This is a genomic window from Escherichia sp. E4742 (genome assembly GCF_005843885.1).
GTDB lineage: Bacteria > Pseudomonadota > Gammaproteobacteria > Enterobacterales > Enterobacteriaceae > Escherichia.
Genome location: NZ_CP040443.1, coordinates 4,583,211 through 4,605,816, shown reverse-complemented (window position 1 = coordinate 4,605,816; position 22,606 = coordinate 4,583,211). Strand labels below are relative to the sequence as shown.

The 22,606-nt window shown below is 49.1% G+C and carries 15 protein-coding genes and 2 pseudogenes; 6 read left to right on the top strand and 11 right to left on the bottom strand.

Annotation, left to right across the window (positions count from 1 at the left end; all coding sequences use genetic code 11):
- Positions 1–18 precede the first annotated feature (18 nt).
- Positions 19–912: a PhzF family isomerase gene (locus FEM44_RS22430; protein ID WP_135522437.1), complete on the top strand. Its 894-nt coding sequence runs from the start codon at positions 19–21 to the stop codon at positions 910–912.
- 107 nt (positions 913–1,019) lie between these two features.
- Here the strand turns inward: FEM44_RS22430 and nhoA are convergent, their stop codons facing one another.
- Positions 1,020–1,865, bottom strand: coding sequence for an N-hydroxyarylamine O-acetyltransferase (nhoA, locus tag FEM44_RS22425; RefSeq protein WP_135522438.1), 846 nt, complete (start codon positions 1,863–1,865; stop codon positions 1,020–1,022).
- Between the two features lie 174 nt (positions 1,866–2,039).
- On the opposite strand from nhoA, the gene FEM44_RS22420 reads away from it, so the two are divergent.
- A complete protein-coding gene (locus FEM44_RS22420; RefSeq protein WP_001613030.1) occupies positions 2,040–2,609 on the top strand; it encodes a flavin reductase family protein in 570 nt (189 codons plus the stop codon).
- 3 nt (positions 2,610–2,612) lie between these two features.
- Here FEM44_RS22420 and pptA read toward each other — a convergent pair whose 3' ends face one another.
- Positions 2,613–2,840, bottom strand: coding sequence for a tautomerase PptA (gene pptA / locus FEM44_RS22415; protein ID WP_135522439.1), 228 nt, complete (start codon positions 2,838–2,840; stop codon positions 2,613–2,615).
- 304 nt (positions 2,841–3,144) lie between these two features.
- Here pptA and FEM44_RS22410 point away from each other — a divergent pair, with 304 nt between their 5' ends.
- Both FEM44_RS22410 and FEM44_RS22405 read left to right on the top strand, forming a co-directional pair.
- The gene (locus FEM44_RS22410) at positions 3,145–5,121 is read left to right on the top strand and encodes an alkyl/aryl-sulfatase (RefSeq protein WP_135522440.1); all 1,977 of its coding nucleotides are present in this window, start codon (positions 3,145–3,147) and stop codon (positions 5,119–5,121) included.
- A 96-nt stretch (positions 5,122–5,217) separates the two neighbouring features.
- Positions 5,218–6,267 carry a GGDEF domain-containing protein gene (locus FEM44_RS22405; protein WP_135522610.1) on the top strand — a complete coding sequence of 350 codons (1,050 nt, stop codon included), beginning with the start codon at positions 5,218–5,220 and terminating at the stop codon, positions 6,265–6,267.
- Positions 6,268–6,341: 74 nt separating this feature from the next.
- Here FEM44_RS22405 and FEM44_RS22400 read toward each other — a convergent pair.
- The 8 genes and pseudogenes from FEM44_RS22400 to FEM44_RS22365 form a co-directional block, all read right to left on the bottom strand.
- Positions 6,342–6,756: pseudogene (locus FEM44_RS22400) on the bottom strand (ISAs1 family transposase); the annotation flags it as partial.
- Between the two features lie 10 nt (positions 6,757–6,766).
- Positions 6,767–7,903: pseudogene (locus FEM44_RS22395) on the bottom strand (ISAs1 family transposase).
- Positions 7,904–8,126: 223 nt separating this feature from the next.
- The gene (locus tag FEM44_RS22390) at positions 8,127–8,420 is read right to left on the bottom strand and encodes a hypothetical protein (protein ID WP_052318335.1); all 294 of its coding nucleotides are present in this window, start codon (positions 8,418–8,420) and stop codon (positions 8,127–8,129) included.
- 10 nt (positions 8,421–8,430) lie between these two features.
- Positions 8,431–13,122, bottom strand: a complete 4,692-nt coding sequence (locus tag FEM44_RS22385; protein ID WP_138159192.1) for an RHS repeat-associated core domain-containing protein — start codon at positions 13,120–13,122, stop codon at positions 8,431–8,433.
- Between the two features lie 4 nt (positions 13,123–13,126).
- Positions 13,127–13,555: a DcrB-related protein gene (locus FEM44_RS22380; RefSeq protein ID WP_135522615.1), complete on the bottom strand. Its 429-nt coding sequence runs from the start codon at positions 13,553–13,555 to the stop codon at positions 13,127–13,129.
- A complete protein-coding gene (locus FEM44_RS22375) occupies positions 13,555–15,534 on the bottom strand; it encodes a type VI secretion system Vgr family protein (RefSeq protein ID WP_135522616.1) in 1,980 nt (659 codons plus the stop codon). The genes FEM44_RS22380 and FEM44_RS22375 overlap by 1 nt, the downstream gene beginning before the upstream one ends.
- Before the next feature lie 821 nt (positions 15,535–16,355).
- A complete protein-coding gene (locus FEM44_RS22370; RefSeq protein ID WP_135522618.1) occupies positions 16,356–16,568 on the bottom strand; it encodes a DUF5445 family protein in 213 nt (70 codons plus the stop codon).
- A gap of 75 nt (positions 16,569–16,643) precedes the next feature.
- Positions 16,644–17,261, bottom strand: a complete 618-nt coding sequence (locus FEM44_RS22365; protein WP_135522619.1) for a glutathione S-transferase family protein — start codon at positions 17,259–17,261, stop codon at positions 16,644–16,646.
- Positions 17,262–17,527: 266 nt separating this feature from the next.
- Here FEM44_RS22365 and ansP point away from each other — a divergent pair, with 266 nt between their 5' ends.
- Complete coding sequence (gene ansP / locus FEM44_RS22360; protein WP_135522620.1) at positions 17,528–19,027, top strand: L-asparagine permease; 1,500 nt, start codon at positions 17,528–17,530, stop codon at positions 19,025–19,027.
- A 151-nt stretch (positions 19,028–19,178) separates the two neighbouring features.
- On the opposite strand, the gene yncE is transcribed toward ansP, so the two are convergent.
- The gene (gene yncE, locus FEM44_RS22355; RefSeq protein WP_130259176.1) at positions 19,179–20,240 is read right to left on the bottom strand and encodes a 7-bladed beta-propeller protein YncE; all 1,062 of its coding nucleotides are present in this window, start codon (positions 20,238–20,240) and stop codon (positions 19,179–19,181) included.
- A gap of 241 nt (positions 20,241–20,481) precedes the next feature.
- On the opposite strand from yncE, the gene pqqU reads away from it, so the two are divergent.
- The gene (gene pqqU, locus FEM44_RS22350) at positions 20,482–22,584 is read left to right on the top strand and encodes a TonB-dependent receptor PqqU (RefSeq protein ID WP_135522621.1); all 2,103 of its coding nucleotides are present in this window, start codon (positions 20,482–20,484) and stop codon (positions 22,582–22,584) included.
- Positions 22,585–22,606 lie beyond the last annotated feature (22 nt).

Sequence of the window (22,606 nt, the reverse complement as noted above, 5' to 3'; positions counted from 1 at the left end):
AGCCACAGGAGAACGTTAATGAAACCGCAGGTTTACCACGTCGATGCTTTTACCTCTCAACCGTTTCGCGGCAATTCTGCCGGTGTTGTTTTCCCTGCCGATAATCTCAGTGAAGCGCAAATGCAACTTATCGCCCGCGAATTAGGCCATTCGGAAACTGCGTTTCTGCTGCACAGCGACGACAGCGATGTGCGCATTCGCTACTTTACGCCAACGGTTGAAGTGCCGATTTGCGGTCACGCGACCGTGGCAGCACATTATGTACGTTCGAAGGTATTAGGTTTGGGAAATTGCACGGTCTGGCAAACGTCGCTGGCAGGAAAACACCGCGTGACTATCGAAAAGCACAACGATGATTATCGTATTTCGCTGGAACAAGGTTCTCCTGGCTTTGAGCCACCGCTGGAAGGTGAAACACGTGCGGCGATTATCAACGCGCTTCATCTCACTGAAGACGATATTCTGCCAGACTTGCCAATTCAGGTCGCAACCACAGGACACTCAAAAGTGATGATCCCACTGAAATCGGAAGTGGATATCGACGCCTTTTCGCCTGACCTTGCTGCACTGACCGCTATCAGTAATCAGATTGGCTGCAATGGTTTCTTCCCATTCCAGCTTCGCCCAGGCAAAAACGAAACCGACGGTCGCATGTTCTCACCTGCCATTGGTATTGTGGAAGATCCGGTGACCGGCAATGCCAATGGCCCGATGGGCGCATGGTTGGTGCATCACAACGTATTGCCCCACGATGGCAGCGTGTTGCGTGTTAAAGGCCATCAGGGGCGCGCATTGGGTCGTGATGGAGTGATTGATGTAACGGTGACAATTCGCGATAACCAGCCGGAGAAAGTTACCATTTCCGGCACGGCGGTGATTCTTTTCCATGCTGAATGGGCAATTGAACTCTGAAACCGTTGCAATTATGGCAGAAAAACAAATTGCCTGATGCGCTTCGCTTATCAAGCCTACAACCGCCGGATAAGGCGTTTACGCCGCATCCGGCACTCTGGCACAAACTATTTCCCCGCATCCGGATGTGTATCAAACGCTGCCATCACCAACGCTAACTCATCCACAGTAAATCCATGTTTCGCATCATCCACGCCCAGTCCAAACTGCTCCTGCATCACCGCATACAACGACACCACATCCGGTAGATTTAGCTGCTCCACTGCATGTCCATTTTCATAATGGGTGAAATGAAAATTGGTCAGTGTCAGCTTGCCACCGTCCGGCAAATGGCGGCACATTAACAAATGATGGCGAAAATGCGATTGCGGCCAGTGCGCCGACCAGAAATTACCTATCACATAATCGCTTTGTTGCTGCTCGCAGAGATCAAAACGGTACATCGACTGCCAGTGCTGATGATGATTAAACTGCAAAACCCAGTCATCCCCTTCCTGTAACAGCCGATATTCGCCATGTGGCGTTGTTTGCGCGATATCCGGCACTAAACGGATTGGCGCGGTCAGCGTCTGACCACCAAAACCAACGTCGGCAATCCATTGTTCACCTTCCAGTTCTACTAACAACAGACGGTGCGTGCGCGGCGGTAATGATGGTGGATTAGATAACACTACGCGCCCTAACAGACTACGTACATGAAAACCCAGCTCGCGTAATACCCGCTCAAACACGCCATTCTGTTCAAAGCAATAACCGCCACGCCGGGCGAACACCAATTTCTCTTCCAGAGATTGATCATCAAGCTGCATTTCCCTCGGCAGCAGAACATCAAGATTTTCAAATGGAATGGTGCAATTGTGTTTCAGGTGTAATGCACGAAGCGTATCGATATTGACCGCAGCAGCTCCCGACCAGTTAATGCGGGCAAAATAATGATTCAGAATGGGCGTCATCAGGCGTTTCCGTTAGTGGTTTTATCAACTTATAACCTAGAATAGACGCCGCACAGGCTATTTTGTGCGATCGCGGACATGCATCACGTTCGCAAATCGCCGATCCCGTTAATTTCGTTGCTTATTGCGTTACGAGCTACGCTTTTAAAACACCCTTCATAGCGAGGCGATACCGTGAGCCGATTCATCCCCGTAGAATTACACCATGCCAGCCGTCTGTTAAATCATGGCCCAACTGTCATGATCACCAGTTTCGATGAGCAATCCCAGCGGCGTAACATTATGGCTGCAGCCTGGTCAATGCCGGTGGAGTTTGAACCCCCACGCGTCGCGATTGTGGTAGATAAATCGACATGGACCAGGGAGTTAATTGAACGTAACGGTAAATTTGGCATCGTTATCCCGGGCGTTGCAGCGACTAACTGGACGTGGGCAGTGGGAAGTGTATCTGGGCGTGAAGAAGATAAATTTAATTGCTATGGCATTCCGGTAGTGAAAGGCCCGGTACTTGGTTTGCCTCTGGTTGAGGAAAAATGTCTGGCGTGGATGGAGTGCCGATTGCTACCAGCGACTTCCGCGCAAGAGAAATACGACACGCTGTTTGGTGAAGTGGTATCAGCAGCGGCAGACGCACGGGTATTTGTCGAAGGCCGCTGGCAGTTTGATGATGATAAGCTCAATACGTTACATCATTTAGGTGCTGGCACGTTTGTTACCAGCGGCAAGCGTGTCACGGCTGGCTAAGCATTACATGCTGTAACCAGGTTTCTTTATCAAGGCATCCATTTGGGGCGCTATTTCGGCGTCCCAGATAGCTTGCCATGATTCTGGTCGAATCTGCTGTAGCGCAATGCTTATCGAACTGTCTTTACTGTTCAGATGGCGAATAATAACGTCGGTAATATCTGCAGCAAGCGCTGCTTTTTGTTGTTCGTCCAGTTCACGCGGAAAACATTTAATGTCTATGTGCGGCATTTTTGTGCTCCTTTTGAAAGATGTCAGTAAAATTAACACACGTTGTGAATGTCGTGTGTCCGGTAATGCGTTTTTACGGCAATAATGCCTGCTTGAAATTGTACATATTTGTACTACACCCTTTTAAATAAAGCACCAACGAAAACGTTAACTTGCAGAATATATTCTTCGCCAACATACCATTAAGAAAACTTCAAGTTCCCGGTTTGCCAATTTATTAACGCCCATTATAGTTATTCTTACCCGCACAAAAAATTTTCATCCGTAATTACACCAATAAAAATCCATTCTGGAGACACTTAAGATGCAGCTTAATCATATTGTTAAAAGTCTGCTAATAACGGGATTATTCACCACCAGTTCCTTACCTCTCCTCGCGGCGGAAGCCCCTAAAAACGCCACCGCAGCCACGCAGCAAGCAAACAATTTACTCTATAACCAGTTGCCGTTTTCCGATAACACTGACTTTACTGATGCCCATAAAGGTTTTATTGCCCCTATTCCTCAGGATATGATTAAGGGCGAACAAGGAAATATTATATGGGATCCACAACAATACGCTTTTATAAAAGAAGGCGACAAAGCCCCTGATACGGTGAATCCAAGTTTATGGCGTCAGGCGCAATTGATAAATATCAGCGGATTATTTGAAGTGACTGAAGGTATCTATCAGATTCGTAACCTCGATTTATCAAATATGACCATCATTGAAGGCAAAGAGGGTATTACCGTCGTTGATCCACTTGTTTCAGCAGAAACAGCCAAAGTTGGGATGGATATCTATTACAAAAATCGCGGCCAGAAACCGGTAGTGGCGGTTATCTACACACACAGTCATGTCGATCACTACGGTGGTGTTCGCGGCGTAATTGATGAAGCTGACGTTAAATCAGGCAAAGTTAAAATCTATGCGCCAGCCGGATTTTTGGAGGAGGCCGTTTCCGAAAATATTATGGCTGGCAATGTGATGAGCCGACGAGCCAGTTATATGTATGGCAACTTATTGAAACCTGATGTTAAAGGCCAGGTCGGCGCGGGACTGGGAACAACCACTTCAGCAGGAACGGTCACGTTGATTGCTCCTACTAACTACATCACCAAAACCGGGCAAAAAGAAACTATTGACGGGTTGACCTATGATTTTCTGATGGCGCCTGGTTCCGAAGCGCCTTCTGAAATGCTGTGGTTTATTGAAGAAAAGAAACTGATCGAAACAGCAGAAGATGTCACGCACACCCTTCACAACACTTATTCGCTGCGTGGTGCCAAAATTCGCCAACCGCTGCCGTGGTCAAAATATATTAACGAAGCACTCAATTTATGGGGCGATAAAGCCGAGATTATTCTCGCTCAACATCACTGGCCAACCTGGGGCAACGATAACGTGGTCAAACTGCTTAAAAGCCAGCGTGATTTGTATCGTTACATCAATGATCAAACTCTCCGTATGGCAAATCAGGGGATGACCCGTGATGAAATTGCCGCAAACTTTAAACTGCCCTCTTCACTGGCTAACACCTGGGCGAATCGCGGCTATTATGGTTCGGTAAGTCATGACGTAAAAGCAACTTACGTGCTTTATCTCGGCTGGTTTGATGGTAATCCCGCAACGCTTGATGAACTGCCGCCAGAAGAAGGCGCAAAGAAATTTGTCGAGTATATGGGCGGTGCTGATGCCATTTTACAAAAAGCCAAACAGGATTATGACCAGGGTAATTTCCGCTGGGTTGCTCAGGTTGTCAGTAAGGTGGTGTTTGCGGATCCAAACAACCAGGCAGCGAGAAATCTGGAAGCTGATGCGCTTGAGCAGTTAGGCTATCAGGCTGAATCTGGGCCGTGGCGTAATTTCTATCTCACTGGCGCACAGGAATTGCGTAACGGCGTACAAAAATTACCAACACCAAATACTGCCAGCCCTGACACTGTGCGTGCAATGACGCCAGAGATGTTCTTTGATTATCTTGCCGTCCATATTAATGGTGAGAAAGCGGCAGACGCCAAAGCCGTGTTGAATTTCGATTTTGGTGAAGATGGCGGCACCTATAAAGTGGAGCTTGAAAATGGTGTTCTCAATCATACCGCTGGTGTAGAAGCTTCGGATGCTGATGCCACTATCACTCTGTCTCGTGATGTATTGAACAAAATTGTACTGAAAGAAGAGACGCTGAAAGAAGCCACAGACAAAGGAGATGTCAAAATTACCGGCAATGCGGAAAAACTCAACGAGCTGTTAGATTATATGGATAATTTTGAGTTTTGGTTCAATATAGTGACACCATAAATTCAGTATAAATTGGGCAGGTTTCCTGCCCTTTTCTGGTTATAAGAAATGGCTGAAAGAAGAAAAACGCATCACTCGTGGAAAACCCGCCGCGACATGGTTATTCGCGGTATGACAATTAGTTTGCCATGGTTTGCTTTTATCAATGTCAGTTTTGCATTGATGATTTTGCTGCGCCGTGTTCTGTTTAATGACCTTACTCCTCCCTGGTTAAATGAAAAAAGCCTCATACATTCTATTGATATATCTGCAACGGGTATTCTGTTGATTTGCTGTGGTTTACTACTCATCCCTCGGCAAAAAACACTACCTATCCAGGTACTATTAGTTGCCCTGAGCCTGCTATGGTCATGGTGTAGTTATCACTTTATTGCACACTGGACGCTGCAGTTTGCTTATCCACTATGTGTATTATTAATGCTTAGTGGCGTTGTCGCACTTTATTTCCATACCCCATCATTGCTCGCATTTGTCATTCCCTTATGGCTCACCACTCCAATAGCGAGCCTTATGCTTAATCAACAGATCAATATTCATTTCGCTGTTATCTGGAGCCTTTTTTCACTGGCGCTATATGGTGGGCGACTTATTTTATTACGTTGGTTTGAAGAAGCATGGCAACAAAACAAGTACAACAACCAGTTAATTAATCGCCTTGATGCATTAGCACATCGTGATCCTTTAACTGGGATAGCAAACCGACGTGCAATGAACAGTATCTTACACGACGCGATAGATAACGGCGGGTCATTTGCTCTCATTATGTTGGATGTTGATTTTTTTAAACGCTACAACGACACCTACGGGCACCCAGCGGGCGATAAATGTTTGATACAAGTTGCCGACGCCCTACAACGCGCAATACGCCAGCCTGAAGACATAGTCGCTCGTTATGGTGGCGAAGAGTTTGCCATCCTACTTTTTAATGCAACATTGCCGGAAGCTGAGGCGGTAGCAGCCAGAGTGAAGCAAGAACTTAAATTGGCAGCTATCTCGCATCAGGCATCTGCTGTTAGTGCATTTGTTACGGTTAGTCAGGGGATTGCCTGTTCTGCTCCCGCAAAAACGGCTGAACAAATTGTTTCAGATGCCGACACCGCGTTATACCGGGCGAAAGAAAATGGGCGAAATCGATGGGCTTTATAAGCATTAGGGGACTGGATAGATTACGTCTCTCCGCTCTTAACAAGGGCTGACGGGTGGTAATATTTGTCCAGAGCTATCTTCTCTGCGATGTCTTTCTGGCATTCATTGGAGCGGTGGTGATTATTTTTCCTTTAATGCCCATCATGTTAAGACGTTCAGAAATCACGTAATCTCATTGGATTTTTCATCCGTCTTGATCTTCACGAAGACCAGACTGTGCATTGTTGAGAATGCACCAATAACGAGAGTCGCTCCCCTGCGACGACTTTTATCTTAAGAGTGCCGGAGCGTTTTTCCATCAATTGCGATGACGTCTTTATCATCTGAAGAGTGACATTCACGCATCCAGTTAATAAAACACTCGCGAAATTTTGTAGGACTGATACAGGATACAACTCTGGCAATGGTATCGTGAACAGGAATACTATTTTCAAAATCACCATATCGCTTCAAAAAATCGAGATGTGTTTCTCCAAAATCCTCTATATCCAGGGCAAGATTACGAAAGCCCGCACCCCGCAAGGACTGACGCGAGGTAGTCTCTGTCCATAGCGGCTTTTCTCATCTTACGTCTTCACCCGGCCTTGAATATTTTATCCTTCGTCAAAATATTAATAGCGATGTGCCGTATCCCTGAAAATAATTCTGCTGCGTTTCCTCTTCTTATTTTGCAGTCGTCTTCATTCATTACCACGTCCAGACGCCAGTGCAGCTTATTCTCCACGTGCCTGCGGTTTCGGATTGCTGTGGCGAACTTCTCTGCGGTTAAATCAGCAGAACTGATATAATATCTGACCGTCATTTCTGGCTCTTTCTTTTGTTCTGCTATTATTGACCGAAAGGAGACTGCCACGCATGATTTTTTCAGTCCTTTCCATTCAAACGTGAAATCAATAAGTTCATCAGGGACATCGCAAACAATATGAAGACGGATTTCTTCTCTGCCGTGACTCTTTTCACTAATTGCGTAACTGTCATGCTCTGGATTATTTAATTCTTTCAGTGGGAATTTTTCCTCGAAGGCTTTATTTAGCCGTCCCTGGTTTCCTTTTACAGCGAATAAATAATCACCTCCCTGTTTTTGTATCTTCTCTGCAATATCTTTCTGGCAACCCATCGCATCAGTTGTGATTATTTTTCCTTTAATATCCAACATGTTAAGAAGTTCAGGGACAGCTGTAATCTCATTAGATTTCTCATCCGTCTTGATCTGTCCGATGACCAGACTGTGCATTGTTGAGAACGCACTAATGACATGAATCGCTCCCCTGCGGCGACTCTTGTCATAAGAGTGCCGGAGCGTTTTTCCATCAATTGCAATGACGTCTTTATCATCTGAAGAATGACAATCACGCATCCAGTTAATAAAGCACTCATGAAACTTTGCAGGGCTGATACAGGATACAACTCTGGCAATGGTATCGTGAACAGGAATACCATTTTCAAAATCACCATATTGTTTTAAAAAATCGAGATGAGTTTCCCCAAAATCCTCTATATCTTCCCAACCCTCTGCACCAGAAATAACGGCACAAATAGTCAACAGTAGAATATCCGACAATTTATGTTCCACTTTCCAGGCTTGTCTGTAATCGGGGATAACAGAAATATGTTCCATCAATTTTTTAAGTTCCATTTTGTTCTCCTTAATTATGTAAGGAGTATTTGATCATGTATAAGCAATAAAAAACAGCTTTAGGCAATGAGGAATGTCTCAATTTTTAAACATAAAATGCGAATTATTTAGTACAGAAAGTGTACTTCTGATGATCTTTCCCTGGACGGGGTGTTTAGTGTGCTGAACGAAAGTTAAATAATAAAAAAGCCGGGAAGATTTAATTTCCCCCCCGGCTTTTATTTTAGCTTAAAAGTATTTTTTCGATATATTCACTAACCTTTGAATTAACTCCTGATATATATTCATTATCTTTACCAGAGTAAAATTTTAAAGAACCTTCCAAATTATCATGAAGAACAAGAAGATCATAAGCAAGTAATTTTGGGATAAGCGAAGCACTTTGATAATCAGTCATTACTTTATCAAGTGACATATATAGCCTATCAATTATGTTTGTATCTAAATCATCCGCTAATCTAATCATTTCCACTACATCAATAATAGTTTTATTAAAATCAAAATTATTATCGTTCATAATCTACCTATTAAAGAGGATTAATCGCACCCGCTGGAATGGGGCCGTCAAACAACACTTCTGAAGAACCTTTAGCCAGCCGCCTTGCAAATTGATTACCTAAGAGATCGAGTCCTTTAGGGGATGATATATCAATTGCGCCGCCAGAAACTTTACTCAAGTCTATTTCAACAATACGATTCCCTGATTTCGCAGCCCATTTTTCAGCAATGCTTAAATCTTTTGTTGCTGATATAAACTGAGATGGAGAGCGACTGCCTGATGTTACATGCCCTGCAACAGTTTTTATATTATTTGGGTTAAGGGAAAATAACCCGGATAAAGGATCTTCATCGGGCCTAATGACTCTATAGACTTTCCCGGTAGTTACACGGTCAAATTCACCAGTAGGCGCGCATGGTTTTAATCCGAGGGGATCAATATAACTTAAAGGATTCGGTGCATACTGATAAAGATTCAGTCCCCCCGCCAGCCCTATCGGGTCTGGCGGGGTAAACCGCCCACACTCCGGTGCATAAAATCTGAACGTATTATAGTGAAGCCCCGTTTCCGCGTCAAAATACTGCCCCGCGAACCGCAGGTTTTGCTCCACTGTCAGAACCGTATGCGCGCTTGCCGCCTCCGTTTCTTTCCCCCACAGTTCATAACGCGCTTCATACACCAGTTGCCCTGACTCACTGGTCATCGCTTCCGGCAGGCCGTTCAGCGCCGTGTGGTAGTAATATACCATGGTTTTCGGCGGGCGCGTGTCCTGCGGTTCTATCACCTGCCGGGTAAAACGATCCACCCTGGCCAGCGGCTCATAACTGTCTCCGTTGTAGACATACAGGACATCTGTGGCCTTACCCGGACTGTCTTCACCCCGCAGCCGCATCCCGTCCCAGATAAAACGCACCCTCTCCGGAGCCGGTTCCGCTTCGCCCTCATCATGCCACCGGTACAGCCGTTTCCCCGTCCGCCGTCCGAGCAGATCGTAGTCGTACTCCACCCGCTGCCACCGGGAATGCGTCCTGTCCGCAAACCGCACTTCCACCATCCGGTTATCGCTGTTATAGCGGTAATCCTGCGGTTGCGCCTGTTCATCCGTGCGCCTGCTCATACGCCCGAAGGCATCATACTGGTAGTGCCAGCCCCGGTACTGCATTAACTGGTTATTCTTGATCGCCGGACCGCGCTCCTCCATCAGGTTTCCGGCCAGATCGCAGTACTGCCGCACCGTGAAGTGCTGCTGTGCGCTCAGGATCTGCCCGGCGCAGTCATACTGGTACCAGGTGCTGCCGCTGCGTTCCTCCGGGGAAAGCAGCGCCTGCGCATCCTGTGTCCGGTGGTAACGGCTCATCAGGAAGCCACGCTGATCCCAGCTGTAACGCCGCTCCAGCAACGGTGTTCCATGTCGCTGATGCGCCATCTGCGCCAGACGGGCTGTTACCCGCCCGGCGGCATCATATTCCGTGCGCAGTGTCAGGCTGCCCTGGGTCCGGCTGATTTCCTGGTGCAGGCTGTTACGTTCAAACTCAGCCAGTACCGTCTGCTGCCCGTCGTGGTCTTCCAGATTGAGCTGTTGCAGGTGGCCGCTGCCGTAGTACAGCCGCTTCAGGCGGCGACCATCCGGCATCTGCGTTTCTGTGCGGTTGCCCAGTTCGTCATAGCGGTGGGTAAAAACGCCCGCCGGGTTATGCTCTTCCAGCAGGCAGCCATACTCATCCGTAACCAGATGCAGCGTGTCCTGCGCAACGACGTTTTCATCCCCGTGCTGTTTCTTCTGCCAGTCATCCGGCGTAAATCGCTGGAGTGTCAGCGTATTTTTTCCATACTGGTAACAGACAGCGCCATCCCCGTTCTCCCGGTACTGCACCCGTCCTGCGGCATCATACGCCAGCCGGGTGACCTGCGGTAAAAGTGCCTCCTGACCGGACGCCACGCGAGCGGGATAGCGGGTTATCCCACAGATATTGCTCCGGCTGTCGTACTGGTACACTTCGCGGCATTCTGTCAGATCGCAGGACTCTTCCAGCCGCGACAGGCTGTCACGGCTGAAACGGTATGTTTCATTTTTCTGGTTATACAGCGCAATAAGCTGCCCGTTGGCATCATATTCGAAGCGCACCTGGCGCTGTTGAGGGTCAGTGTGGCGGATAACCTGCCCGCGCAGGTTATAGTCAAACCGGCTGCTCTGACGAGCCGGATCGGTCACACCGGTAAGCTGTCCACGGGTATTGTAGTGGTAAGTGGTTTCGCCACCATCAGGGCGGATTTGATTTTGCAGGCGGTTCGCTGCTGAAAACGTCTGCCGGGTGCGGTTACCCTGTGCATCCGTCACGGCAGCCAGCCGCCCCTGTTCATCATAATACAGGTGGGTGGTATACCCGGAACAGTCCGTCTGCTGCGTTAACTGCCCACGATTATTCCAGCCGTAGCGGTACAGGTTGCCCCGGGCATCCTGTACGCTCTCAACCAGCCCGGAAGCATCATGGTTATAGCGGGTGATGAGGCCTGCCTGGTCAATGGTTTTGATGCGATCGCCAAAGACATTGTAAACATGGCGTAAGACCAGCCCTTCGGGATATTCCTCTTTCAGCGGAAAGGCAAAATCCTGGTCCCAGTCAAACCGGTATTCCTGACCGACAGGATCAACCACCTGGATCAGGTTGCCGCGCTCATCGTACTTAAAGCCGTATTCATACTGTGCGGGATCAACCACCCGCAGGAGTTCCCGGTTATCCCCCCATTCATACAACCAACAGATATCCGGGGCTGGCTGCCAGCGGGTAATGTTGAACTGCTCATCCCATTCATGCAGGCTGTCCGGCCTGCCATCACCATAATGCAGCGTGGCCCGGCGTGCCGCCGGATCGTAATCAAACCGGATCTCCCCGCTGCGCCGCTCGCCTTCCTGTAGCCAGTGCCGGGCAACATGAAAATGACCGGGAAGACCGGAAGTGGGTTGCCAACGGTAATGTGCCTGGATGCCATCCGCCGTCTGGTGCATGGTCAGGCGCTCGTGCTCCGCATCCCAGGCAAAACGGCGCATCACAACCCCGTCAGCATCCACGACGGCGGTGAGCTGCGCCTGTTCATTATATTCATAACGAATACGCAGTACGCCCGGCCGGGTATCCTCCTGTCGGTACTGCTGGTATACGGTCTTCAGACGGGAATGCTGCGGGTGATAGTCCAGATGCAGACAGATGGCCTGAAGATCATCCTCGATCCGCACCGGAAGTCCCCGGTCATCGTAGTAATAACGGATACCGTTCAGATGTCGGTCGCACTCCTGAGTCAGGCGGAACCGACTATCATGCAGGGGATCTGCCTCAAAAATCTGGTACTGTCCCTGTGCGCTTTCCAGCACGAACATACCAGCCAGGGGATGATAAAGTCGGAAACCTTCGTCCACATAGAACATGGCTCCGCCGACCGGAACATCTCCCAGCCCCAGCTCCCTGCCGGACATGTCATGAAAAAATATCTGCGCGCTGTCCTGCGTTCCCGGTACAGCAGCAGGCTCCTGATGCAGGAACACTTCAAACGGCAGGCACCAGCCCCGACCAAGAATACCTTCATTGCCGTTAAGGCTGCTGTAAACCCGCTGCCATGCCAGCGGGATTAACCCGTCACAGGCAAAATCCAGTTCATCCTCTCCGCCCAGTATTTTTACACCAGAGGCGATGTGTACCGGCCTGGCAGTCTGTGATGACGCTTGTTGCCCTGAAAACAGGGACGATAATGAAGTGGAAAGTGTTCCTCCTACGAGTATCCCCAGCGTATTGCCCAGGACTGAACCCAGCATCAGGCAGGGCAACTTCCCCGCAAACACCTTAGCTGATGTCCTGCAAAACAGAGCCTGAACCGAGCTGACCAGAAATCCTCCGGCAATAAGCCCAGAATAGTAAGCGAGCATATTTTTGCCGGTGTGTATTTCTTTCACCACCAGGCTGCGCCCGCCAATACGGACTTTCGCACTGGCCTGGGTATGGGCAATCACCGCCTCGCAGGTACTGCGATCACCGTTACGGCAGGCGGGCTGGCTGTTAATACGTACGGTTTCTGAACCTTCAGCCAGATACTGTATCGGTTGCGGGGGATGTTTATCACAGTGAATCGTGTCCAGCAGTCGTGGCTCGACATGCAAAGCCGGATCGGGGCCATCCACCACCGGATTGCTGATGGATTCCCAGACCTTACTCCAGAATCCCTGTTCATCCTCCTGAGACGGGGAACTTTCCCCTTTGAGGTAAGCAGCAAGTTTCTTGCCTGCCATCCTGCCCAGTTCTGCCGGCAAAAGAGGTAGTTTGGCAATCATAATAGTTTTTGCCACAATCCCTTTAACGAGTTGCATCCCCTTACTGTCCGGTGGATTAGCCGCTTCCGCCTCCAGCAGTGCCAGTAATATTTCATCCGGCACAGCACCTGCCGCACGGGCGGCTGGCCTGGATTTCACATTAACGTTGTTTGAGCCTGAGGTTATCGTTCCTGCAACATCCGGGGGAAACCAGCTACTGACCGTATCGCCAAGTTCAGAAATAACATCGCTGAAAATAAAGCCGGCAGTCAGCCCTACCGCCAGTCCAACAGGGTTGGCAGAGGCACAAAAAAGTACCCCATAGCATACCCCTTCGACCAGGCCCCCCATGAAATCCCCCAGGGCAGACGTGTGCTCAAGAGGATCTTCCATTTTGGCCGCCAGATAATCTGTTCCCATGACCTTACTCCGTTACCGTCTCACGCGGGACAAAACTGGCCAGGATATTCTGCCATGTCTGGTGGTCCTGCTCTGTAAACGGATGAGCGAGCGTCCATGCGAAGGCCAGCAGCGATTGTCCGGACAGGATAATGTGTTGTTGCTGGTAATGAACCAGCCCGGAAATCTCTGCCTGGCAGGCAAACTGACAGACACGTTTTCCTGCCTGCGCGTCAGTAAACTGCGGCTCCGGGATTTGCACATGGCGTGCATCGCGCTTAATTTTTTCAATCTGGGCGGTGACATAATCTTCCAGTGTCATGGCTCCTGACAGAATGTCCCGCGAGATAGTCAGAACAGCCTGTAATTCCGGCAGTCGCAAAACATGCGTGGTGCAGTCCCGTCCTGAAGCCGGTAACGTAAGCTGCCCTTCATTAAAGTGATAATCCGGCATTATTTTTTCTCCGGTTGCTGCGGGGGAAACTCGGCGGCGACACGCTCAGAAATAGCCGACGGCGTCAGTGGACCGGGCTGTTCGATACCTGACTTTGCGCCGTCCATATTCAGATCCAGTATCTGGGCTGCGGTGATTTGTCCTCTCTGGGCGGCATAAATGTTGAAATTGGTGCAGGACAGGGCAACCGTACCGTTGGCCAGCATGACCAGTTCAGACTCACCACATTGCAGATGAATGGCGTTTCCGGCGGCAAGATGCAGCGTATCCTGTACGAGAACTTCATGATCCCCGCCGGTCACTATCGACTGCCCCTGTAGCACCGCAACCTGACGTAAACTTTCGACATGTGTGAACTGAGTCGATTTAACGCTGGTACTTTGCATCCCGGTCACTGAGATATCCTGGTTGCCTCCCACCGTTTCGGTATGGTTTACCTTCACATCCGTGGTCCGGTTATTCAGCACCTCGGTATCCATGTTCTTCTGGGCGTGGATGTAGACCTGTTCTTTCCCTGTCGCATCGTCAAACTTCAGCTCGTTAAATCCGCTGCCCATGTACGTTTTTGAGCGGATGGTCATCTGCGTCTTCGTCCCCGGCAGGCTGCCCGGCGAGCGGTTATCTTCGTGGTAAGTGCGCCCCATAATGATCGGCTGATCCGGATCACCGTTGAGGAAGTCCACAATCACCTCCTGACCCACACGCGGTATCGCCAGGTTGCCGAACCCCGTTCCCGCCCACGCCTGTGCCACCCGTATCCAGCACGAGCTGTCCTGATTTGCCGGGTTATAACGGTCCCAGTTGAATTTCACCCGCACGCGTCCGTGTTCGTCGCAGAAGATTTCCTCACCCTCCGGCCCCGTCACGACGGCGCTCTGCGGACCGTCCACCAGCGGTTTAAGCTGCGGCTGTGGTCGCCATGTCCGGTCTGCCGGGATTACCACAAAATGGTTCTCAAGCGCCGTCCCCGCGCCACGCCATCCCGGCACCGCTTGTGGCTGTTCGCCGTGCAGTTCACTCGCCACCACCTGCCATTCCTGGTTCAGGTTCGCCTGTGGATGCCCCGTCAGCACAATTCGCCGTCCCGGCCATATCTCCGGCGAGCGGCTCATTCCCCGCGCGGTCTCTGCGTTGTTTCGCCAGCCGTCCATCTGCCAGCGGGCAAAGTTCTGCCCGTGGGCGCTCTTGAAACGCCCCGGCCAGTCATACACTTCATACTGTGTGCGCTGGTAATCCTGGTGCTGGCCTTCCTGGTCAAAACGTCCGGCCCAGCCCGGCCGTTTAAAGGTGTAGTCTTTGGTCACCACAGAGGAAGGACGGATTTGTGCGCTGTAGCGGAACTGGCTGATGCAGAGGGTGCTCACCTCGGTACGAGTGTTCGGGTTCCAGGGGATTTCAAAGGATTCCGGCAGATAGCGGACCGTGTCACACAACACCAGACTCTGGTCGGTACTTTTCTGCGCGTGCTCCTCATAAAAGAAGATGCCTTCCTCCGCTGCCATCCGGCAGAGAAAGTCGTAATCGGTTTCGCCGTACTGGACACAAAACTCACGGGAAGGATGCGGCTCGCTGAACAGCGGGCTCCACTCCGTGACGTCGTTTTCCTGCAGTATGGTGCCAAGGATGCTTCGGATGTCCTCATTCTGGAAGATACGGAAATTCTGGCGCAGCCCTGCCCGCCACAGCGGCGGGTGCACCTTCATGCTGTACAGCATCTGGTTTTTGTCGTTCTCCCCCAGTTCAAAACAGGTCACCACGCCTTTCACCCGGCGCTGTACGTCACCGCCCTGCCATACCGTCAGGTAGGCCATTTTGTCCAGCACCTGCGCAAATTCAAGGGAGAGAAACTGCTGACTGACCAGAGAAAGGTCGAGGGAAAAGAGTGAAGAGAGTGATTGAGTCAGATGAAAGGAAACCACCGCAAAAGCATCCGGTGGCAGGCCGTCCACTTCCAGTGTGAAACGTAATCCGGTTGACATAGCAACCTCCGTGAAAATGAATAATAATCCGCACATATTGCATGTACAACATGTCGGGCGGATGAGATAAGCGAGCCGACTTCTGGCTTTACCGGGGAATATCAGAAAATGTCATGGTTATGTGATGATTTTGTCGGAGATTTTACTTCAGAGAAACGGGTGTCTGTTTAGTCAAAAAAATAATCACAAACGCAACGGATGGGTTCTCGACGTTATTCACGACAGGCTCGTACATTACAGCGAGTAACAAAAAAACACCTGATATGCAAAGTCAAACCAATATTCATAATATTTTTTATTCACCATAATAAATAATTCAATAACAATCATTGAAGTGAATGATGGTTTGTATGAGGAATATACGCTACCGCCCCACCCTGATAACATGATCTGCACATTGCCATCTTAACGTCGGTAAACACTGGCTTAATAGTGGATATTTTAAATTAGGAATTTATTAAATTTACCTGATGAATATATTAAGCAAATAGCATAGAAAATAATAACAACTCCCCCGAGAGGACCATTTTCAAAGCACTACACCACCACCTGGTGCCCTGATGATCTTGCTTCAGTGGTAAGAGTACCTGATTCATTGTTCCCAAAATGGTGTTTTCCCCTGCCCCTTCAGTGATGTGTGGCTCTCACGTGATAATCTATTGATTAGGTTATATTAAGAATCAACATTTAAAATACATCCATTTTCTTGAATAAATCAGCATATTTATTTACCAATAGCTGTTTTAGCTCTGACTCATCAAGCTCTCCATATTTATACTACAGATAATCGCGAATAAATACAGAAAGCGCCATTTATCCTTTTAGCATACCTGCCAGATATTTTTATTTGTATTAATGTTAATTGCATCTCCAACTCCGAGCATATCCATCATTAAAAATATTTTGAGATTATAGAGTGCCTGTGATAACAACTGAAACATCTGCACAATGTGAATAGTTGGTTTCTTTTCAGAGGAAATGAAATAGACAATCTGAATGGAAGGGAGAGTGATATAAATTAAAAAACATAACATAATTCTAATTAATTACGCCAGTCACTGTGGATAAAGTTACTGAATAATAAATAACATAATCCTCTGGTATCCCACTCAAATAATTTCATTCCTTTTTAGTACTTCTTGTAACTTTGGTATCTGGCATACAGCATCAGCAATCGCACTGATATTCTGCGCATTATCCTGAAACCATTCATGCCCAGGCCTCCATGTGCGTATGGTGCAGAGATAACAGTCCACCAGCGTTAGTTGCTCACCAAAGGCATAAGGTTCAGCGGTCAATTGTGAATTCAACCAGATATAAAGCGATTTGCGATATTCAATAACATTCTTCTTTAACTGTTCAGGTGCGTCAGATGCCCAACGCTCAGGGTAATCGGCGAAAGTGAACGTTGGATAGACATTAGCAACCAACCAGACCAATAGCCGTTGAAACTGCTGACGTTTGGCGCTCCCAACCGGTGGAGCAAGGTCCGGGCGACGATCGAGAACCATCAATGCAATCGCCGCTGTCTCCGTCATAATCTCGTCATTTTCCAGCGCCAGTGTCGGAACCTGACACAACGGGTTCAGGGTTTTCAATAACTCGCGTGAAGTACCCTCGCGGTCAAAACCACCGACATCAACGAACTGATAAGGAATATCAGCCAATGTTAGCATCAGCTCACTGATTGTAGAGCCCCATCCGGGTACGCCATACACCTTAATCATATGCCCCTCACAATCTTTTAAAGATTAAGTGTAGGACAGCACACAGGTTAACCAGTTAAAGGATTTGTCATTTTTTCGTCAGTTGTATTAATCCCCTTCAGGATTGTAAGGGGATGTTTTGCATCGTTTATCGATAACGGGTAGGATGCTGCGCCGATAGTTTTATACCCATAAAGAATAATGGTGATAACTATCATCGCCAGGATGAATAAACATTGTTCATGGCAACTTATATGACTTTTTCATTAAAGCAATCAGGGAGAGCAATGAGTAAACACGACACCGACACTTCAGATCAACACGCCGCGAAACGCCGCTGGCTTAATGCCCACGAAGAGGGGTATCACAAAGCGATGGGCAATCGCCAGGTGCAGATGATCGCCATTGGCGGCGCGATTGGCACCGGCTTGTTTTTAGGTGCAGGAGCCCGACTGCAAATGGCGGGCCCTGCGCTGGCACTGGTTTATTTAATATGTGGCTTGTTTTCGTTTTTTATTTTGCGTGCATTGGGTGAGTTAGTATTACATCGCCCTTCCAGTGGCAGTTTTGTCTCTTACGCCCGAGAGTTTTTAGGAGAGAAAGCCGCTTACGTTGCTGGCTGGATGTACTTCATCAACTGGGCGATGACGGGGATTGTCGATATTACCGCCGTCGCTCTGTATATGCATTACTGGGGTGCCTTTGGCGGCGTGCCGCAGTGGGTCTTTGCGCTCGCTGCGCTGACCATCGTTGGCACCATGAATATGATCGGTGTGAAATGGTTTGCGGAGATGGAGTTCTGGTTTGCGCTTATTAAAGTGCTCGCCATTGTGACCTTTTTGGTCGTGGGTACAGTGTTCCTCGGTAGCGGTCAGCCGCTGGATGGCAACACCACTGGCTTTCATTTAATTACCGATAATGGCGGCTTCTTCCCACACGGTTTGCTGCCTGCGCTGGTGTTGATTCAGGGCGTAGTGTTTGCTTTTGCCTCCATTGAAATGGTTGGTACAGCTGCCGGAGAATGTAAAGATCCGCAGACCATGGTGCCTAAAGCGATTAACAGTGTGATTTGGCGTATTGGTCTGTTTTACGTCGGCTCCGTGGTGTTGCTGGTTATGTTATTGCCGTGGAGCGCGTATCAGGCGGGACAAAGTCCGTTCGTGACGTTTTTCTCTAAACTGGGTGTGCCTTACATCGGCAGCATTATGAACATTGTGGTGCTGACCGCTGCCCTCTCCAGCCTGAACTCAGGTCTGTACTGCACTGGACGTATTCTGCGCTCAATGGCGATGGGCGGTTCCGCACCGAGTTTTATGGCGAAAATGAGCCGTCAGCATGTGCCATATGCCGGGATTCTTGCGACACTGGTCGTTTATGTTGTTGGCGTATTCCTCAACTATCTGGTGCCGTCTCGCGTATTTGAGATTGTGTTGAACTTCGCGTCGCTGGGAATCATCGCCTCGTGGGCGTTTATCATCGTGTGCCAAATGCGCCTGCGTAAAGCGATTAAAGAAGGCAAAGCAGCGGATGTCAGTTTTAAACTGCCTGGCGCGCCCTTTACGTCGTGGCTGACGCTACTGTTTTTGCTGTGCGTGCTAGTGCTGATGGCGTTCGATTACCCGAACGGGACTTATACCATCGCGGCGCTGCCGATTATCGGTATTTTGCTGGTTGTGGGTTGGTTTGGTGTGCGCAAACGCGTTGCCGAAATTCACAGCACTGCGCCAGTCATCGAGGAAGATGAAGAAAAACAGGAAATTGTGTTTAAGCCTGAAACGGCAAGTTAATTGCAAAATTGCCCGGTTTAAAGCCGGATGCGGCGTAAATGCCTCGTCCGGCCAACAAACTCTAAATAAATAAAATAATTATGCACGTTGCAGGCCGGATGCGGCGCTAGCGCCTTATCCGGTCTACGAAAGACAAACTCCCCTGTGTCGATTACAGCGCAATACGAATCACATCGTCCGGCTGGGTAGCTTCCTGCTGTTTAGTGGATTTTTGTTTAACACTGACATACAGCGTTTTGCCATCGGCAGACAACGCCAGGCTATTCGGATGAGTCGGCGTATCGAACGTTTTCACCACCTTATAGCTTTTCGCATCAATCACACTAACTTTACCCGCCTGACGATGCGTCACGTAGGCTTCATTACGCGCCGGGTTAAACAGCACAGCCAGTGATTCCGGTGCCGCTACCTTCGCCAGAATATTGCCATTACGGGTATCGACCACTAACACTTCTGCCGCTTTAGAGTCGGTGATAAATGCACGCTGATTGGCGGTATCGAGGCTGATGTTGATAAAGAAGTGCTCTTTGCCGTCATCCAGCAGCTTTTTACGGCTGAGGATTTTATTGTCTGCGGTATCGATGGTAATCAATTCACCGTCAGCGTTAGTGGTGTAAAGACGTTTGCCTTTACTATCCAGCGCTAAACCAGTGCTCATTTTACCGGTGTTCTGGATGGCGGTTTTCAGTTTGATATTCTCGCCATCAACGACCCAAATCACGCTCTCTTTGCCAATACCACTGATGTAAACCGTGTTCGTGGCATCGTCAGCTACCAGTTCACGCGGTTGCAGCGGGCGCACCTCTTCCGTGCGCTTACGATCATCCAGCACCAGACGCCCTTTCACTTCGCCCGTTTTGGCATCTATCGCCGTGACTGCGCTGTTTACGGTGTTACCAAACCACAACGTTTGAGTAGCGTTGTTAATGGTGGCGCCAAACGGCTTGAGATCGTTATGAATCGCCAGAGTCACTTCCAGAGTGACCGGATCGAGACGATAAACCACGCCGCCTTTATCCAGTTTGCGGCTTTGCGAAGTAGCAAGCCACAGCGCGTTCTCCTGCTGGCTATAAGCCATTTCGTAGGCACCTTTACCTACCGCTTTACGCAGCATTTCTTCTGCGGCCTGCGTACTGAATGATGAAGCAACGAGCAATGAACCTAACAGTAATGAACCACGCAGGCGCGATGAAAACAGATGACGTAAATGCATGACGACTCCCTTTGATGAACCGATATTTTTGCTGCTTCACAATGCTTCGCTGAGCGTAATCATCGTTACACTCTTGTTATAAATGGGAATGGTAATCATTATTTCCTCAAATGTGGAGTGTTTCTTGCCGTTACGACTACAATTCTCTCAATTACTTAACGTGTCGTGCCGTTTCGTTTTCCATAAATTTACAATTTTATTACCATGACGGCGTATTCCCATTCTTAACCTGGCTTTTTTCATGAAGATCTTTTCCGTCCGACACACCGTTTTGCCCGCACTTCTTGTCCTTTCCCCCGTTGTTTTTGCCGCTGATGAACAGACCATGATTGTCAGTGCCGCGCCGCAGGTGGTTTCAGAACTGGATACCCCAGCAGCCGTGAGCGTGGTGGATGGCGAGGAGATGCGCCTGGCAACACCGCGCATCAACTTGTCTGAATCACTGACCAGCGTGCCTGGTTTGCAGGTACAAAACCGGCAGAACTATGCGCAAGATTTACAGCTGTCGATTCGCGGATTTGGTTCCCGCTCCACTTACGGAATTCGGGGTATTCGTCTGTATGTGGACGGTATTCCCGCCACCATGCCCGACGGACAAGGGCAAACATCCAACATCGATTTAAGCAGTGTGCAAAATGTGGAAGTGCTGCGTGGCCCCTTCTCTGCCCTGTATGGCAACGCGTCTGGCGGGGTGATGAATGTCACTACTCAAACCGGGCAACAGCCGCCAACCATTGAAGCCAGTAGTTACTATGGCAGTTTTGGCAGCTGGCGCTATGGGCTGAAAGCAACGGGCGCAACGGGCGACGGCACACAGCCTGGCGATGTCGATTACACCGTCTCAACCACACGCTTTACGACTCACGGCTATCGTGACCATAGTGGTGCACAGAAAAATTTAGCCAATGCCAAACTGGGCGTACGCATTGATGACGCCAGCAAATTAAGCCTGATTTTCAATAGCGTGGATATCAAAGCAGATGATCCTGGTGGATTAACCGAAGCAGAATGGAAGGCAAATCCACAACAAGCGCCACGCGCTGAACAGTACGACACGCGAAAAACCATCAAGCAAACTCAGGCTGGGCTGCGCTATGAGCGTAGCCTGAGTTCGCGGGATGATATGAGTGTGATGATGTATGCCGGCGAGCGAGAAACGACCCAGTATCAGTCAATCCCAATGGCACCGCAACTTAACCCGTCGCATGCGGGCGGCGTGATTACTCTGCAACGCCATTACCAGGGGATAGACAGTCGCTGGACACACCGTGGTGAACTGGGCGTTCCGGTCACGTTCACCACAGGTCTGAACTACGAAAACATGAGTGAAAACCGCAAAGGCTACAATAACTTCCGCCTGAATAGCGGCGTGCCGGAATACGGGCAAAAAGGTGAGTTACGCCGTGACGAACGCAATCTGATGTGGAACGTCGATCCCTATTTGCAGACACAGTGGCAGCTGAGCGAAAAACTTTCGCTGGATGCTGGCGTGCGCTACAGCTCCGTATGGTTTGATTCCAACGATCATTACGTTACTCCGGGTAACGGCGATGATAGCGGTGATGCCAGTTATCACAAATGGCTACCAGCCGGATCGTTAAAATATGCAATGACCGATGCCTGGAATATCTATCTGGCAGCCGGGCGTGGTTTTGAAACTCCGACGATTAATGAACTGTCTTATCGCGCTGATGGGCAAAGCGGTATGAACTTTGGTTTAAAACCTTCCACCAACGATACAATTGAGATCGGCAGTAAAACGCGTATTGGTGATGGATTGCTTAGTCTCGCATTGTTCCAGACCGACACCGATGATGAAATTGTTGTCGATAGCAGTAGCGGTGGACGCACCACGTATAAAAATGCCGGAAAGACCCGTCGTCAGGGCGCTGAACTGGCGTGGGATCAACGTCTCGCAGGAGATTTCCGCGTAAAAGCGTCCTGGACCTGGCTTGATGCGACCTATCGCAGCAATGTTTGTAATGGACAGGATTGTAACGGTAACCGGATGCCAGGGATCGCCCGTAATATGGGCTTTGCGTCTTTGGGGTATGTGCCGGAAGAAGGCTGGTATGCAGGCACAGAAGCGCGTTATATGGGCGATATTATGGCAGATGATGAAAATACGGCAAAAGCGCCGTCTTATACTCTCGTCGGCTTGCTCACCGGCTACAAATATAGTTACCACAACTTAACTGTGGATTTATTTGGCCGTGTCGATAATTTATTCGATAAAGAATATGTCGGATCGGTGATTGTTAATGAATCAAATGGTCGATATTACGAACCAGATCCCGGGCGTAATTATGGTGTCGGCGTGAATATCGCATGGCGATTTGAATAACTACATTGATGCCCGGTATTTG